Below are 16,492 nucleotides of genomic sequence, written 5' to 3'. Positions count from 1 at the left end.
CTCACTGCTACTTTACTTAAATTTACAAACCCTTACTCCCACTACTGCTTTTGATAAACCTTGGTATTGGTTGTTTAAGGATTCTTTTTGCAACCGATTTAAAACCAATATGATTCGCTTTATTAAACCCCTATTCCTATTAGCTTTAAGCATAAGTCTTGTTTCCTGCACCAAACCAGATGATATCATCAATGATTTTGATGTACATGTAAACCCCACATTTTACCGCTATATCGCCATTACCGATTTGGTAGATGTCTCTGATTCCAATGCCGTTTTACCAGCGAACCTGCGTATTAGACTTAGTGGCCCCGATGCCAGCAAGATCTACGCTTTGGACGGAACTCAGAATATTCAAAACAGTGGTAAGCTGGTGCAATTAATGGTTCCCACAGAGCAGGAACCTGTTGCGGGTTCTTCCCTTCGATTTAGTATAAATGCTTCAGCCCCCGGCTATTTAGGCAGCAACCTCTCCTATGAGGTAAAAGAAGGCCAATACTATCAAAACAAGGAGTTAAGGCTATTGAACACTGCTAACCTTCCTTCCAATATTGCCGTGGGCACAGCTGGTTTCAGCACCAATCCCAGCACTGGAGAAACCAGCGACACCATTCAAGTTTCTGCCCAAACAGCCAATAGTAAAGTGGCCTTAACTATACCTCCAGGCACCAAGTTTTTAGATGAGCAAGGAAACCTTATTCTTGGCAAGAAGGCTAGCCGTTTTGAAATTGAAATTATTGACGGCTCCGTTTTTATTGCTGTTTGGGATGGCGCTATAGACCTAGTCGTGCCAACAACAGGAAATGGAGATGTTAGCTTGGGTGAAGGCGAAGATTTCTCATTTGCCGCAATTAATGAGAATGGCGGTTTAACCGAAATCCTGACCCCTCCAGGCCTCAATGCTACAGTTCGCTTGGATATAGATCCCAATCTCTACAATCCCGAAACGCTACAGCCCTTTGCGGTAGGTGATCGTGCTGGCGTAAAATACTTTGAACCCGAAGAACAGGTTTGGAAGTTTATGTCGAACCAGGATTTAGTGGTAAAGAAAGATGACAATGACGTTCTCTACATCGATATTTCAGTTGATCCCTTAAGCTATAGCACGGAAAGCAGTGCTTACAGACTTTGGTATTCCCCTAAACTCACTCCTTCATACGAATACAGCATTAGCAGTAATTTAAAGAGCGCCAATGTACCCAGCGCTACCGGTAACTTAGAATTGGTTTTTGAAATTCTGAATACTAATATCCAATATGTGGTTGAGCTAGGCGGTTCTTTCAATTATGAGTCACCAAGCATTACTTCCTCCAACCCTCAACAAGATATTAAAGCCTTGCAACCCTTAGTATTAAAAGAGGTTAGAGCCAAATCCGGTAGCCTGAAAAACAGCAATTACAGCTTTAATGCCAGCGAAACCAGCAATGGCTGGAAAAATGAAATTGACTACAACAGTGCCATTGATCCGGTAACCTTAGCTTATCGCTTGCGCTGTGATGGCGCTTTCATCCAACCTCCGGTAGGGGTAGTGATGTACTACCGTGCTCATGATCCCAGCGATGAGGCTCCTTTTAGCGAACTCTATCGCTTTGTAAATAATACTGTAAGCCAATACAGCTTTACCAGTCTGGAAGATGGCGCCTATTATGACTTCCGCGCACAGTATGGCCAGGACCAGATTGACACCATGAATGTCAAAGTGATTGATGGGCATACCTATGATATCAATCTACCACAATCCGTTTGTAATAAGATTGGATTCTAAGCAGGAATAATTTTCATTTCAAAGCAGGCTATTCAAAATTTGAGTAGTCTGCTTTTTTTTTGCCGGCCTTTCATCTATTTCAAGGGGTACTCGTCAATATCAAGCTTATGCACTTCTAGTTGCACATCATTTACAATCTCCTTCCGGTAAAAGCTAAAGCCCAGTTTATTCATGAGCCTCCTTGAAGCCAGGTTTTCCCTTTCTAAAACTCCGTGAATGCGGGGCAAGTCCCTTTCCTCGAATCCATATTTGATCATAGCACTTAGCAATTCAGAGGCATAAGACTTTCCCCAAAAAGCGATTCGCAAATGACAGCCAATATGCTTAATAGCTAAGGGTGCATAGGTATTGAGATTAACAGTACCTATAATTTGCTTCGAGGTCTTTTCAACCGCCACCCAGAATCCCATTTCCTTTTGATTTTGCTGCCGCTTAGTTTGCAGGAAATTCAGATAAAACTCGGGCGATTGATCTTTAAGAGGAGCGATATATTTATTGGAATCGGGTTCCAAGTACATTTCTAAGAGCAGCTCAAAGTCGGAGCTCTTCAAAGGCCTTATATAAGCTCTTTTTGTACTAAGCATGGAACTAACTAAAAAGCTTTCGACTTCTGGTAAAAACCTTAAATCGCCAATACAATCCCACGGTTAAAATGTACTCTACCGCGATAAACCAAAATCCCGGATCGCTAAAAAAGCTAATATGATCACCTCCTTCTGGAATAATATATAGGGGCACAGTAATAAGTGCATCCAGGAGCATCGCGATGAAAAACATCCCTGTACCTAGCTTAAACCCATTAGTCTTGAGTCCACTCCGATAGTACAATTTAGCCCCCAAAATAGCACTGGGAATCAAGGCGAATGTGAGGACCAAATTGGCTTGTAAATTAGGATCTGCCATGAGATGGATAAAGAAGGATCCTGTATAAGCGCTTACACCTAATACCCATATTAAAACTGCCGAAAGCATTGCCCTTTTCAAATTCATGATTGTGTTTCTTTAATGATGAGGCAAAGATTGGCAGAAGCCCTAGCAATCATTGGTTTCAAAGGCACGATGATTGGTTCGAAAGGGAGAGTAAATGAGAATACTTGATTTTGAAACTCAGAAGAGTTCCCAGAAAGGATTACAAACAAAAAAAGCGTCAACTTTCGTTAACGCTTTTTTCTGTTGTGCCCCAGGCGGGACTTGAACCCGCACGGCCGTTGCTGGCCACGGGATTTTAAGTCCCGCGTGTCTACCAATTCCACCACCAGGGCGGCTATGAAGAATTCAAATTTACATTCGAATTCCAGAACCATTTTCTGCGTTTCCAGGAAGCGCAAAAAAAAGCCCTCTTCAGGAGGGCCTCTGAGCGGGAGACGGGATTCGAACCCGCGACCCCAACCTTGGCAAGGTTGTGCTCTACCAACTGAGCTACTCTCGCAATTCTATTCTGTTAAAGAACACCGCTGCTTTCGCTTTGGGTCGGCAAATATAATATCATTTATCCAACCTGAGCAAGCCTAAGCACCAATTTTTTTCTTGATTTCATTTAGCTTCATCAAGGCCTCTACCGGGGTAAGGGTATTAATATCCAGATTCTCAATATCCTTGCGGATTTCATCCAAAATTGGATCATCTAATTGAAAGAAACTTAATTGCATTTCCTTGGCCTGATCATTAAGTGTTTCCGCTTCCCTACCATTAGCTCGACTGGCCTCTAGCTCACTTAATATCTTTTGAGAACGAGATATCACCAAAGCAGGCATCCCTGCCATTCGCGCCACATGAATACCAAAACTATGCGCACTACCTCCTTCACTAAGCTTACGCATAAAAATGATCTTATCCCCCATTTCTTTTACACTCACATTATAATTGCGAATGCGCTCGAAATTACCTTCCATTTCATTCAATTCATGATAATGGGTGGCAAATAGGGTTTTAGCCCTACTCGGATGCTCGTGTAAATACTCTGCAATGCTCCAAGCAATGCTTATCCCGTCATAAGTACTGGTGCCACGACCAATCTCATCTAGGAGGATTAAACTGCGCTCAGAGAGGTTATTTAGAATACTGGCGGTTTCATTCATCTCCACCATAAAGGTTGATTCCCCTTGTGAGATATTATCCGAAGCCCCAACTCGAACAAAAATCTTATCTAAAAAGCCCAGTTTGGCTGCACTGGCGGGAACAAAACTTCCGATCTGCGCCATCAGACTAATTAAAGCGGTTTGCCGCAATAAGGCCGACTTACCACTCATATTCGGACCGGTAATCATTAAGAGCTGCTGATTTTCGCGATCCAATTTCACATCATTGGATACATATTCATCACCAGTCTTAAGACTCTTTTCAATCACCGGATGCCGCCCGTCTTTAATCTCAATCGCGTCCCCATCATTCATTTCCGGGCGATGATAATCATTGCGTTGGGCCAGGTAAGCAAAGGCGCTCAAACAATCTACTTCCGCCAATACCTGAGCATTGGATTGAATTAGCCCTAATTGAGTTAAGAGATCTTGCAATAATTGCTGATAAATCTCTTGTTCCAGAGCAACGATCTTTTCTTCGGCCTGCAGGATCTTCTGCTCATATTCTTTGAGTTCCTGGGTAATGTAACGTTCGGCACTAACCAGGGTTTGCTTGCGAATCCATTCCTCTGGAACCTTGTCTTTATGCGTATTGCGCACCTCCAAATAATAGCCGAAGACATTATTAAAGGCAATCTTCAAATTGCTGATTCCGGTTTTCTCTGCTTCCCGCTGCTGAATTTCCAAGAGCTTATCCTTGCCATTATAGAGCAACTCACGATACTCATCAAGATCTGCGGAAACGCCCTCCCGAACATACTCGCCCTTAGCCATATTATTCTGAGGCTCATCCTTTAGAGTACTGCCAATGCGAGCTATTAAATCCTTGGCGGGATGAATTCTTCCTACCAATGTATCAAATGCCTCCTCCTTTTCACAAAGGGCCTTCACATCATTAGCCAAGACCAGCGCACGCTTTAATTGCACCAATTCCTTAGGCAAGGCTTTAGCAGTACTAACTTTTACAGCTAAACGCTCTAAATCATAAATCTCGTTTAATGCCTCCCGAACAGAGCTTATCAAATCCGGATTACGATAAAAGGCCTCCACGTGGTCATGTCGCTTAGCCAAGCGTTGCATATCCACTAAAGGCATAGCTAACCAGCGTTGCAATAAACGCGAACCCATCGGAGAACAGGTCTCATTAATAACTCCCAGTAAGCTCTGGCCACCACGACTATTGGATTCGAATAGTTCCAGATTGCGGACGGTAAAACGATCCATCCAAACATACTCCCCATTATCTAAGCGATTGATCGACTGAATATGATCCAGGCGATTATGATGGGTTTCTTTTAAGTAATGGAATATGGCACCGGAAGCAATAATGGCTTCCTCCATGTTCTCTATCCCAAAACCCTTTAATGACTTTACTTTAAAATGATCGAGTAAACTTTGTTCTGCAAATTCAAATTGAAAAATCCATTCATCCAAAGGGAAGGAATAGGCCTGACTGGCGTATACATCTTCAAATACCCTGCGCTTACTCTTAGAATACAGAACCTCGGTGGGCCTTAAACTTTGCAGCAGTTTATCTACCTGCTCATGATTCCCTTGGGCCACCATAAACTCACCGGTAGAGAGATCGCAAAATGCCACCCCTTGTATACTAGCCCCTATATGAACCGCAGCAAGAAAATTATTTTCACCGCTATTTAATACTTGATCATGCGTTGTGAGGCCTGGAGTTACTAATTCGGTAATTCCGCGCTTAACAATGGTCTTAGTTTGTTTGGGATCTTCCAATTGATCGCAAATAGCCACCCGGCGTCCGGCTCTCACCAATTTGGGCAGATAAGTATCCAAAGAATGGTGTGGGAAGCCCGCCAATTCTATTTCAGAGGCTGAGCCATTGGCCCTTTTAGTCAATACAATTCCCAGAATCCGACTTGCTGCAATAGCATCTTCCCCGAAGGTCTCATAAAAGTCCCCCACACGAAACAAGAGAATAGCATCGGGATGCTTCTGCTTGATCTCGTTGTATTGTTGCATTAAGGGGGTCTGAGTTTTCTTTTTAGCGGCCAATTTGAAGTAATTTGCGAGCGAGCTAAAATACAAAGGACAATGAGAAAGCTTCGAATGAGTGAGCTTAATAGACTAAGCGTTTCTGAATTTAAAGAGGAAGAGAAATTTCCCTTCCGAATCGCTTTAGACGAAGTACGAAGTTTACTTAATGTAGGATCCGTTTTCCGCACCGCTGATGCCTTTCGCTGCGAAAAAATCTATCTAGGTGGATTAAGCCCAAAACCATCCAAGGAAATGCGAAAAACTGCCTTGGGAGCGACTGAATCTGTAAACTGGGAGAGTCTTCCAGATGGATTAAACTCTCTTAAAACACTTAAAGAAGAAGGCTATCAAATTTGGGCGGTAGAACAATGTGAAGGCTCTGTGGACCTCCGCCATTGGGAACCGAATTTAGATCAGAAGCAAATCTTTGTTTTTGGCAATGAAGTAAGCGGGGTAAGCGATGAAGTACTGGATTTTTGTGATGGAGCCATTGAAATCCCGCAATTCGGCACCAAGCATTCCTTAAATATAGCGGTAAGCGCCGGGGTCGTCCTTTGGGACTATATACGACGCATCAAGGCATAAAAAAAGGCCTCCTAATTAGGAGGCCTTTTTTATTATTTTATTGAGGCTTACTTAACCGCAACGTCTACACGACGATTGATGTTATTGTGACCTTTAGCCAAAGGATCGTTTTCACCTTTAGAGCTAGTTTCGATACGATCAGCACTGATTCCGAAAACCTGAACCAATTCTTGTTTCACTTCATCAGCACGACGCTGACCTAAAGTCTTGTTGTAATCTTCTGGACCGGAAGCATCAGTGTAACCGGTAAGTACGATTTTAACATTAGGATTAGACTTCAAGGTATTTGCAATAGCAGCTAAACGTAAGTAGTTAGCGTCAGTTACAGTAGCACTATTGAAGTTGAAGAATACTGAAGGTAAGTAAGCTCCTACACCGCCACCGCCTGAAGCAGCGCTAGCTACGGAGATACCCTTGAAGTTAACCAAGGCACCTTTAGGAGTGTTAGGCTCTTGATCCATGTGATCACCAACACCGTCACCATCAGAGTCAACCATACGACCTTCGTTGTCAACTTTAGCTCCTTTAGGAGTAAATGGATCCGCATCCAGGTAATCAGGAATACCGTCACCGTCAACATCAAGAGGAGCACCGTTAGGACCAACGTTTACGTCGGCAGGAGTGCTGTTATCCTCATCGAAAAGGTTGCTAACTCCATCACCGTCGTCATCGTTTACCAATTTCTCGTAGTTCTGCTTGATCTCGGTCATATCAGCAAACACACCCTCGAAAGGACTGTAGTATACGATAGACTCTTTATCGTCAGAACCAAAGTTATAGGCAGCACCTACGCCGAAGTAACCAAAGAAATCAGCAGTTGGGGCAATACTCTGAGCATCAGCACCGTCGATTCCTGCGAAGGTATGCTTGTAAAGAATATCTAAGTCCCAAGTTTGGCTCAATTGACGCTTGTAGGTCAATTGTAATGGAATAGTAGTAGTAAAGGCGCGATCAGGACCACCAGCGCTAGCAAGGAAATTACCAGCCTCATCGTAACCTTCAGCCTCTAAAGAAGTAGCACCTAAACCGATACTAAATAATAAGGCATGCTTACGATCATAATCCTTTCCGTAAAGGAACATGTTGCTCAAGTTGAAATTCAAGCTCAAGTCAGCATCGATATAATTTCCTTCGAAATAGTAGTTAAAATCGGTACCAGAAGTACTGTGGTATCCAGCAGAACCGGTTAAACCGATAGTAGGGCTGAACCAATAATTCAGGTTACCACGTAAACCAATTTCGAAACCACCTACACCCGAAGGCATAGCGTCTGTTTTCTCACCAAAGAAATAACTAGCAGCATCACCTAATGAGGCAGTAGCTCCTACGTTCAGTCCAAGAGACCAATGTTTGAAATTGCTGCGGTGAGCTTCGGAAAGCCGAACCTCATTATCCTGGGCATTCATTCCACCAGCCATTAAGACACATCCGAAAAGTAATCCTAATCTTTTCATACAATTATAAAAGGTTAAGTAGTTGCTCTTATACAAATACTAGGCAAAAGTACTAAAAAGGGGGTAACAGCAAATAAAAATGAATGCTTGTAGAAAAATTAATAGCCCCTAAAATCTATTCATTTTCTAACTAAAGACCTTGAATACGGTCAATCAAAGACAGGACGTCCGATTCGGAGTGTAAAAAATCCTGCAAATCTGCGTCAATTCTTAAAATATCCCCATCCCAGAAATTTTTTAAATACACTCCGTAACGCTCTGTTAACTTTAAAAGGTAATCCTCTTTCAAATTTTGTTCATAGCTGCGTCCTCGCTTTTTAATATTTTGAATCAAATTTGGATTGCTTCGATGGAGGTAAATAATCAAGTCTGGTTGACGTATCTTATTGAAAGCCATTTGCCAAAACTCGCGGTACAAGCGGAATTCAGCTTCATTCAGATTATTCTGTGCAAATATTAAACTCTTAAAGGGGGCGTAATCTGCAATAATATAAGGTTGAAACAAATCGCCACTACTAGGCAGTTCCGATAATTGATGATAACGATCAGCCAAAAAGGCCATCTCCACCGAAAAGGCGTAGCGCTCTGGCTCCTGATAAAATTTCTCCAGGAAAGGATTGTCCGCAAACTCCTCTAATATCAAGCGACCTTTCAACTGCTTTGCCAGTAATTTGGCAAGAGTAGTTTTTCCCGCACCAATATTGCCCTCTATAGCTATATACTTAATATCCTTCAAGCTTCTTGATCTTTTGACGCTCTTCATCCAAGCGTTCTAAATAATTCTCATAGGGAATATTGGTCCCTGGCTCCACACAATTCGGCTGAAGCTCCAACAATGGCATTAAAGCAAAGGCTCGTTTATGGAGATATTTATGAGGTACCTGCAAGTTGGCACTCTGATATTCCCTTTTCCCAAATAATAAAATGTCAATGTCAATCAATCGATCTTCATAGCCGGCACCTTCCGTTCTTAAACGCCCTAATTCCCTTTCCACATCGAGAATCAATGCTAAAACCCCCTCCGGCTCTAAGCCGGTTTCCACCTCCAAAACTTGATTGTAAAACCAATTTTCAGTCGTCATTTCCCAGGGTGCTGTAATAAACAGCGAGGATTTCCTACTAATAGTAATGGAAGGGTTCAGCAATTGGATTGCCCGACGGAAGGTTTCAGGGGGATTCCCCAGATTCGCTCCTAACAGCAGATAAACGCCGTGAACAACTTTCGACAAATCTTAGTATTACTTAATATTGCTAATGCAACGCAAAACTAAATTTCTAAAATGAAATCTTTCCTCAAAATGTTGGTAGCTTCCATCTTAGGTGGCGGCATTTTAATTTTTATCATTTTCATCTTCTTTGCCTCACTGGCCTCGATTCAGAGTCCTGAGCTGGAAGTATTGGATAACACGGTTTTACGTATCGATATGAATACTCGGTATGTAGAAAGAGCCCAGAACAACCCCTTCGACAGTTTCGACCCATTTTCCGGTGAATTGGAATCAGCCGTGGGTCTTGACCATGTAATCGCTGCCTTAAAAGCAGCCAAAGATGACCCGAAAATCAAAGGAGTTTTCCTGGATGGAGGAATTCCCATGGCCGGTAGCGCTACCTTAAAAGACATTCGTGAAGCAATTCTCGATTTCAAAAGTAGCGGCAAGTTTGTATATGGATATACCGAAGTGCTTACTCAAAAAGGTTTATACCTAGCTTCGGTTGCGGATAGCTTTATGGTAAACCCAGAGGGTATTATCGAATTTTCCGGAATGAGTGCCAATGTAACCTATTACCGTCAGGCTTTGGATAATATCGGCGTTAAGCCAGTTGTGCTTCGAGCCACCGGAAATAAATTTAAATCGGCCGTAGAGCCCTTCCTTTCCGATTCTATGAGTACGGCTAACCGATTGCAGCTTACTGAACTATTAGGCTCAGTATGGGGACAGTATTTATCGGATATCTCTGCCAGCACGGATTTATCGGTTGAAGAATTAAATGCCATGGCCGATAATATGCTAACTGACCCAAAAGTAGCCGCAGAGGTCGGTTTAATTCAGGGTTTAGCCTATCAAGATCAAGTAGATGAAATGCTCAGCAAAGCGATGGCCGTAGACAAAATCTCAGCCGTTAATTTTATCAAACCTGCGAAATATGCCCGCAATTTAGACTTGAATGGAAACTCGGGTTACAATGAAAATCGTGTTGCGGTAATTGTTGCTCAAGGGGAAATTCAAAGCGGTGAAGGTGATGAGTACACCATCGGATCCGAACGTATCGCCAGAGCCATTCGCAAGGCCCGCGAAAGCGACAAGGTTAAAGCCATCGTTCTTCGTGTTAACAGTCCTGGAGGTAGCGCGCTAGCTTCTGAAATTATTTGGCGCGAAATGGACTTAGCCCGTCAGGTGAAACCCGTAATTGCATCAATGGGTGATGTGGCTGCCAGTGGTGGATATTATATTGCATGTTACGCTGACACCATCTTGGCTCAAGAAAACACCGTAACCGGAAGTATTGGTGCCTTTGGACTTTTCTTTACTGCTGAAGAATTGCTGCACGATAAATTGGGCATCAATATCGAAACCGTTGCCACCAATAAACATTCCGACTTAGGGGTTATGGATCGCGACCTCACTCCTTCCGAGAAGCGAATTTTAATTGCCCAGGTAGATCAGATTTATGGCACCTTTAAAGAAAGAGTAGCCACGGGCCGCGGTATGGATATCAGCTATGTAGATAGCATTGGCCAAGGACGAGTGTACTCTGGTCAACAAGCCTTAAACTTAGGTTTGGTAGATATGATGGGAGGTCTGGATGAAGCTATTGCTTTGGCAGCTGAAAAAGCCGGAATCTCTGCCGACTACGGTGTAATCAGCTATCCTGAATTAGAAGATCCTTTACAAGCCTTCTTAAAAGAATTAAATCAGGGATTTGGATCCGCCCAAATCAAAAAGGAATTAGGTCAATATGCCTATTACCTCGATTTGATTCAAAATGCTGAAAAGCGCCAGGGCTTCCAAACCCGATTAGAGTTCGACTTGCAAATTGATTAATGAGCGAAACACTCAATAAAAAACAACATAAGCACGCCGGGATCATCTTCGTGGTCCTGGCGGCTTTGTTTATTGCGGCCCTGATTACTTGTAATCTAGTAGCCAATAAATTTGTGGAAGTAGATTTAGGCTTCAAAACCTTTATCGTTTCTGCGGGGGTAATCCCCTATCCCCTCACCTTTTTAATTACCGATATCCTCAGTGAGATTTATGGTCGGCGTAATACCGGCCTTGTTGTCTTGAGTGGTTTTTTCGCCTCCCTGCTGGTTTTATTAATCCTTTACCTCGGGCATATCTTTCCCGCCATTGATGGATCCCCGGTAAGCAATGAATACTTCGATACCGTATTCCAAAACTCATGGCGAGTAATCGCTTCCAGCATGATCGCTTACCTGGTAGCCCAATTTGTAGATGTGCGCATCTTCCACCTTATCAAACAAAAAACCAAGGGTAAGCACCTCTGGTTGCGCAACAATTTCTCGACTATGTTTTCGCAATTAGTAGACACGGTTTTAGTAATTGCCGTAATTTTCTGGGGCCTTAAAAGCTTTGACGAAATGCTGCCCTTAATCGGGGATGGTTGGTTATTCAAGGTACTTTTTGCCGCCGCAGACACCATAATCATTTATCCTCTGGTACTTTGGATTCGAGCACACTTTAAATTGCAGCGCGGAGAAGAAATTGCACTATGGTAGGCAAAGCTTTTTTCTGGTCATTAAAGATCTTGCTCCTTAGCCTGGCCTTTTACTTTTTGTATTTGAAGCTGGATTCTATTGAGCTCAATCACTTACAATGGGCTTGGACCACTCAAAGCCTTTATTACTTGATGGGCTTCCTGCTTTTGTGGTCTTTAAACCTGCTCTTTGATGCTCAGGCCTGGAGTATCGTGCAAAGCATCCTTCACCCCATAAAGTTAAAAACCGCATTAGTTCATAATCTTAAATGTTATGGATTGGCCTTTATTTCGCCCATGAACAGTGGCGAAATTGCCGGGCGATATCTCATCCAAGAAAAACCCTACGATCGAAAAAAAGCACTTTTTCTCACCTTTTGGACTCATGCCCCCAAGCTCTTTTCCAAGGCCATTGTAAGTTTTGGGATTTTAGCTTTTATGATACCCAATCAAGGCTTGGGAATGCAATACAGCCTTTTTGTCCTATTGGCAATTCTGATTAGTCTGGTTCTATACTTACGCCTGGAAAGGGTGATCAGCCTCTTACATGAAAAGGAGTTATGGAACCGTCCCTTAAAAGACTACCTCATTAAAGGCAAACCCACTATCCAGCAGAAGCTGGCCGTTTTAGCTATAAATGCCTTGCGCTTTCTGCTTTTCTCCTCCCAAATGGCATTGGTATTATTGGCCTTTAAACCAGAACTACTCACCTGGCAATTGTACTGGTCTATACCGCTGTACTATTTTATTTCGGCCTTAATCCCCAGTTATACGGGAATCGACTTCATCATTAAAGGCACTTTGGCCCTCTATTTCTTCGATGTATTTGAGACCGATGCCTTAAGCTTTACTCTGGCCAGTACCGCAGTTTGGTTTTTCAACTGGGCTATCCCCGCCATTGTGGGGCTAAGTAGCCTCAAGAAAGTGGAAATCGATCGACTTAAGCGAAAGAGAGCTTAACGCGATAGCCTGTATTGGCACGTACATTCAGCACCCGCCCCCCTTCAAAGATCAGATATTGACCGCGGATCCCTTTTAATACCGCTTCAATCTGTGGTTCCTTATCCAGGTTTACAGATTTCACTTTGCTAGGATATTCCAGCACCGGGTAGTCTATCTTCCAAATCTGATCATCGCTGGAATAGAATTGCGCTAAATCGCCTTCCAATTTTGATTTCAAGTTTTGCTTTTCTTCCAGCAAATTAAATTCGGGAATCTCGTTTTTCAGCATTCTTTGCCAGGGAGTTTTATCCCCCAAATGCGATTTCATGGCTACCTCAATTTGACCGGCTTGGTAGCGATTTTTAGTCTCGGCAAATACAATGGCCTCCGAAGCCCCTTGATCAATCCAGCGGTTAGGCCTTTGACCCATGCGCGTAACCCCTACCTTAATATCACCACTATTGGCTAAATACACCAAATGGGGCTGTAGCTGATAAGATTTTTCAAATTCCAAATCGCGATCTTCAATCCCTTCATGGGCACGACTCAACTCGGGACGAATGATGCTTTCGCCCGCCTGTGGCGAGGTGAAGAAACAATTCTGACAAAATCCCATTCGATATAATTGCTCAAAGCGATTGCCACAATTGGCGCAATACTTCTCATTCACGAATTCTATCGTAATTTGCTGCCCAAGGAGGCGTTGTAACTGAATGAAATCCTGATCGGCCTTTAAGATGTAAGTGGCTTGCCCTTCATCATTTAGCCAGGCCGGCATTTTTTCCAGAGTTAGCGTTAATTCCATAGCTGTAAATCTAGTACAAAACAACCGCAACCCATGAAGCTCGATCTGGTAAATTCCTTCTTAAGCTGGCGCATGAAAAAACGCTATCATCAGTTGGAGTTATTCATGAAATACCCGCATGAAGTGCAGGCCGAAGTGCTACAAAATTTATTGGGTACTGCCGCGCAAACCGAATGGGGAAAACGCTACGACTTCAAGTCGATTGGCAGCAATGAAGAGTTTCGCGATCGTATTCCCCTGCATCGCTATGAAGATATTGAACCGGAGGTGCAACGTATTCGCGAAGGAGCCAATAATGTAATGTGGCCCGGTGATATTCGCTGGTTCGCCAAATCTAGCGGCACCACCAATGCCAAGAGTAAATTCCTTCCGGTAAGCAATGAGCATATCGAAGACTGCCACTTTAAGGGAGGTAAGGACCTGCTCAGCATTTATTGCAATCTCTATCCGGAAACCACCATTTTCAGCGGGATGAACCTGCGATTGGGTGGTAGCACCTTTGTGGATAATGAAGAGATCAACTCCTATTACGGAGATGTATCGGCCATTATCATCGAAAACCTGCCCTTTTGGGTGGAAATGCGTAGTACCCCCAGCAATAAAATTTCTTTGATGCAGGAGTGGGAGGCTAAAATCGAGGCCATGTCTACCACCTCCATGCGCGAAGATGTAACCTCATTGGCTGGCGTTCCCTCCTGGATGATGGTGCTATTAGAACGGGTGCTCGACATCAGTGGGAAAAAGCACATCATCGATGTATGGCCCAACCTCGAGCTCTATATGCACGGCGGCGTGAGCTTCGCCCCTTACCGCAGTCAGTTTAAAGAACTGATTGGCAAAGACATCAACTACCTCGAAACCTATAATGCCTCCGAAGGCTTCTTTGGCATTCAGGATCAGAAGGAAAGTGAGGATATGCTCCTGATGTTAGACTATGGCATCTATTATGAGTTTATCCCCATGGATCAATTTGATGGCACCAATTCCAAGACCATTGGCCTGGAAGAGGTGAAACTCAACACCAATTATGCCGTGGTAATATCCACCAATGCCGGTTTATGGCGCTATCTTATTGGTGATACCATCCGCTTTAGCTCCATTAGCCCCTATCGTTTCCGCATTAGCGGCAGAACCAAGCATTTTATAAATGTTTTTGGAGAAGAGTTGATTATCGAAAATGCCGAGTCGGCCCTTACCGCCACTTGCAACGAATTGGGAGCGCGCATTCATGAATACACCGCCGCCCCCATCTTTATGCAGCGCAAAGAGAGTGGCGCCCATCAATGGCTGATAGAGTTTGATCAAGAACCCAAGAGTCTGGAAGAATTCGCCAAATTGTTGGACCAAAAGCTTTGCGCCCTCAACAGCGATTACGAGGCCAAAAGACATAAGGGCATGGCTCTAAAACCCCTGGAAGTAATTTCTGCCCGCAAGGGCCTGTTTTACGATTGGCTCAAGCAAAAAGGCAAATTAGGCGGGCAAAATAAAGTACCGCGCCTTAGCAATAGTCGCGAGCATATCGAAGAACTTTTAGCCCTGCAAACATGAAAGCTATCCTCTACATTTTAAGTATCCTGCTGTGCTTAAACTTAGAGGGCCAGGAATTAGAAAGGCTGCATAGCATCCAGCTAAAAGCTCAGGCCGACTTCATTGAAGTAGACCAATTTGGGAGCATCTATTTAGTATTGGATAATGAACTGCGTAAGCTCAATAATAAAGGAGAGTACCAAGCCAGTTACAGCGATCCTTTGCAAGGAAGCATATCCGATGTTGACCTGCTCAACCCTATGAACCCCATTGTTTATTTCCAAAATTCGAATGAGCTACGGATTTTGGATAATCGCCTTAATCAAAGTCGGGAGTTAAACCTGGCTTATACTTTTAATGACCCCAGCAGCATTGCCGCGGCGGCAGAAAACAGTATTTGGCTCTACGATCAAAATGCCGATCAAATGATTCGCTATTCCTTTGTGGAGAATCGCATCCTGAATCGCAGTCCAATTATTAGTCAGATATTGAATGATGATCAAGCCGAAGTACTCAGCTTCAAAGCCGGTTTTGATCAATTGGTGGTCCATATCAAACAAGCAGAAAAAGAATCCTTCCTACTCTTCGATGCTCAGGGCTCCTTTCAAAAAAAGCTTGCTCTAAGTGCCAGCCTCAGCTCCTATTCCTACTTTAATCAGAAGCTCAGTGTATTGCTGAGCAATGGCCTCTTACGAATCTATAATCTGAACTTCCAGAATCATTGGGATTTGATATGTCCGGTCGAATCCGCTCGCCAGGTATTCTACTTTCATCCCCAATTGTATTTATACGATGGTGATAAGCTCCATCAATACCGTGTCCAAAGCCCAAGTAAAAGCCCGAACAAGCCCTAAAATATTTTAGATTTGTGGGCTAAAATTAGCAATCATGCATATTGCCGTTTCCGGAAACATCGGATCAGGAAAAACCACCTTAACCCGTTTGCTGGCCAAACACTATAAGTGGACCCCCCATTTTGAAGACGTTGAGGACAATCCTTATCTGGACGATTTTTACCGCGAAATGCAACGCTGGTCCTTCAATTTGCAGATCTACTTCCTTAACAGTCGTTTTCGTCAGGTGAAGGAAATTCGTGATGGTGGTCAGGATATTATTCAGGATCGGACTATCTACGAAGATGCTCACATCTTTGCGCCCAACCTTCACGCTATGGGATTAATGCCCAGCCGCGACTTTGAAAATTACATCTCGCTTTTCGAATTAATGGAGTCTTTCGTGGAGCCACCCGATTTACTCATTTACCTCCGTGCCTCCATCCCTACCCTGGTAGATCAAATACAAAAGCGCGGTCGCGATTACGAGAACAATATCCGCATCGATTACCTCAACCGCCTCAACGAGCGTTACGAGGCTTGGATTTCGGGCTACGATAAAGGCAAATTACTGATCATCAATGTAGATGAAAACAAGTTTGCCAACAATCCTGAAGATCTGGGAAGTATCATCAATAATATCGACGCCGAACTCAACGGTTTATTTTAATTAAGCTTCTTTAGGCTGCCTTGCGGGCTTTACGCTGCAAGTCCTCACTGCAAAGCATGCTTAGTCTAGGCTTTTGCTGTGGCTTCCTGTGGTCGCCCCTCAAAGCCTG

15 protein-coding genes and 2 tRNA genes are annotated in these 16,492 nt (G+C 43.5%); 8 read left to right on the top strand and 9 right to left on the bottom strand.

Annotation, left to right across the window (positions count from 1 at the left end):
- Positions 1–109 precede the first annotated feature (109 nt).
- Positions 110–1,765 (top strand): hypothetical protein, encoded by a 1,656-nt coding sequence (locus tag ACO05P_RS15790; RefSeq protein WP_421752343.1) that lies wholly within the window; start codon positions 110–112, stop codon positions 1,763–1,765.
- A 74-nt stretch (positions 1,766–1,839) separates the two neighbouring features.
- On the opposite strand, the gene ACO05P_RS15785 is transcribed toward ACO05P_RS15790, so the two are convergent.
- From ACO05P_RS15785 to mutS, 5 genes are all read right to left on the bottom strand, one after another.
- Complete coding sequence (locus tag ACO05P_RS15785) at positions 1,840–2,349, bottom strand: GNAT family N-acetyltransferase (protein ID WP_421752341.1); 510 nt, start codon at positions 2,347–2,349, stop codon at positions 1,840–1,842.
- A gap of 4 nt (positions 2,350–2,353) precedes the next feature.
- Positions 2,354–2,755 (bottom strand): DUF5367 family protein, encoded by a 402-nt coding sequence (locus ACO05P_RS15780; protein WP_421752340.1) that lies wholly within the window; start codon positions 2,753–2,755, stop codon positions 2,354–2,356.
- 186 nt (positions 2,756–2,941) lie between these two features.
- Positions 2,942–3,027, bottom strand: a tRNA-Leu gene (locus tag ACO05P_RS15775).
- 94 nt (positions 3,028–3,121) lie between these two features.
- Positions 3,122–3,194 (bottom strand) — tRNA-Gly (locus tag ACO05P_RS15770).
- A gap of 79 nt (positions 3,195–3,273) precedes the next feature.
- Complete coding sequence (gene mutS / locus ACO05P_RS15765; RefSeq protein WP_421752339.1) at positions 3,274–5,835, bottom strand: DNA mismatch repair protein MutS; 2,562 nt, start codon at positions 5,833–5,835, stop codon at positions 3,274–3,276.
- A gap of 72 nt (positions 5,836–5,907) precedes the next feature.
- Between mutS and ACO05P_RS15760 the strand changes: the two genes are divergently transcribed.
- Positions 5,908–6,435, top strand: a complete 528-nt coding sequence (locus ACO05P_RS15760) for a TrmH family RNA methyltransferase (protein WP_421752338.1) — start codon at positions 5,908–5,910, stop codon at positions 6,433–6,435.
- Positions 6,436–6,482: 47 nt separating this feature from the next.
- Here the strand turns inward: ACO05P_RS15760 and ACO05P_RS15755 are convergent, their stop codons facing one another.
- From ACO05P_RS15755 to folK, 3 genes are all read right to left on the bottom strand, one after another.
- On the bottom strand, positions 6,483–7,889 hold the full coding sequence (locus ACO05P_RS15755) for an OmpA family protein (RefSeq protein WP_421752337.1): 1,407 nt from the start codon (positions 7,887–7,889) through the stop codon (positions 6,483–6,485).
- Between the two features lie 130 nt (positions 7,890–8,019).
- Positions 8,020–8,625 carry a deoxynucleoside kinase gene (locus tag ACO05P_RS15750; protein ID WP_421752336.1) on the bottom strand — a complete coding sequence of 202 codons (606 nt, stop codon included), beginning with the start codon at positions 8,623–8,625 and terminating at the stop codon, positions 8,020–8,022.
- Positions 8,612–9,118 (bottom strand): 2-amino-4-hydroxy-6-hydroxymethyldihydropteridine diphosphokinase, encoded by a 507-nt coding sequence (gene folK / locus ACO05P_RS15745; RefSeq protein ID WP_421752335.1) that lies wholly within the window; start codon positions 9,116–9,118, stop codon positions 8,612–8,614. The genes ACO05P_RS15750 and folK overlap by 14 nt, the downstream gene beginning before the upstream one ends.
- A 51-nt stretch (positions 9,119–9,169) precedes the next feature.
- Here folK and sppA point away from each other — a divergent pair, with 51 nt between their 5' ends.
- Genes sppA through ACO05P_RS15730 form a run of 3 tightly spaced genes read left to right on the top strand, consistent with a single transcriptional unit; the run spans position 9,170 to position 12,566 of the window.
- Positions 9,170–10,933, top strand: a complete 1,764-nt coding sequence (gene sppA, locus ACO05P_RS15740) for a signal peptide peptidase SppA (RefSeq protein ID WP_421752334.1) — start codon at positions 9,170–9,172, stop codon at positions 10,931–10,933.
- Positions 10,933–11,628: a queuosine precursor transporter gene (locus tag ACO05P_RS15735; protein ID WP_421752332.1), complete on the top strand. Its 696-nt coding sequence runs from the start codon at positions 10,933–10,935 to the stop codon at positions 11,626–11,628. Before sppA ends, ACO05P_RS15735 begins: the two co-directional genes overlap by 1 nt.
- Positions 11,622–12,566, top strand: coding sequence for a hypothetical protein (locus tag ACO05P_RS15730; RefSeq protein WP_421752330.1), 945 nt, complete (start codon positions 11,622–11,624; stop codon positions 12,564–12,566). The genes ACO05P_RS15735 and ACO05P_RS15730 overlap by 7 nt, the downstream gene beginning before the upstream one ends.
- Here the strand turns inward: ACO05P_RS15730 and ACO05P_RS15725 are convergent.
- Positions 12,547–13,353, bottom strand: a complete 807-nt coding sequence (locus ACO05P_RS15725) for a DUF2797 domain-containing protein (RefSeq protein WP_421752328.1) — start codon at positions 13,351–13,353, stop codon at positions 12,547–12,549. The genes ACO05P_RS15730 and ACO05P_RS15725 overlap by 20 nt on opposite strands.
- 33 nt (positions 13,354–13,386) lie before the next feature.
- On the opposite strand from ACO05P_RS15725, the gene ACO05P_RS15720 reads away from it, so the two are divergent.
- Genes ACO05P_RS15720 through ACO05P_RS15710 form a run of 3 tightly spaced genes read left to right on the top strand, consistent with a single transcriptional unit; the run spans position 13,387 to position 16,383 of the window.
- On the top strand, positions 13,387–14,901 hold the full coding sequence (locus ACO05P_RS15720) for a GH3 auxin-responsive promoter family protein (protein ID WP_421752326.1): 1,515 nt from the start codon (positions 13,387–13,389) through the stop codon (positions 14,899–14,901).
- A complete protein-coding gene (locus tag ACO05P_RS15715; RefSeq protein ID WP_421752324.1) occupies positions 14,898–15,734 on the top strand; it encodes a hypothetical protein in 837 nt (278 codons plus the stop codon). Before ACO05P_RS15720 ends, ACO05P_RS15715 begins: the two co-directional genes overlap by 4 nt.
- 34 nt (positions 15,735–15,768) lie before the next feature.
- Positions 15,769–16,383 carry a deoxynucleoside kinase gene (locus ACO05P_RS15710; RefSeq protein ID WP_210757608.1) on the top strand — a complete coding sequence of 205 codons (615 nt, stop codon included), beginning with the start codon at positions 15,769–15,771 and terminating at the stop codon, positions 16,381–16,383.
- The last annotated feature ends 109 nt before the right edge of the window (positions 16,384–16,492 follow it).

It is taken from the genome of Croceimicrobium sp. (assembly GCF_965228705.1).
GTDB lineage: Bacteria > Bacteroidota > Bacteroidia > Flavobacteriales > Schleiferiaceae > Croceimicrobium.
Note: the sequence above shows the minus strand (reverse complement) of the source record. Positions and strands in the feature narration are given on the sequence as shown.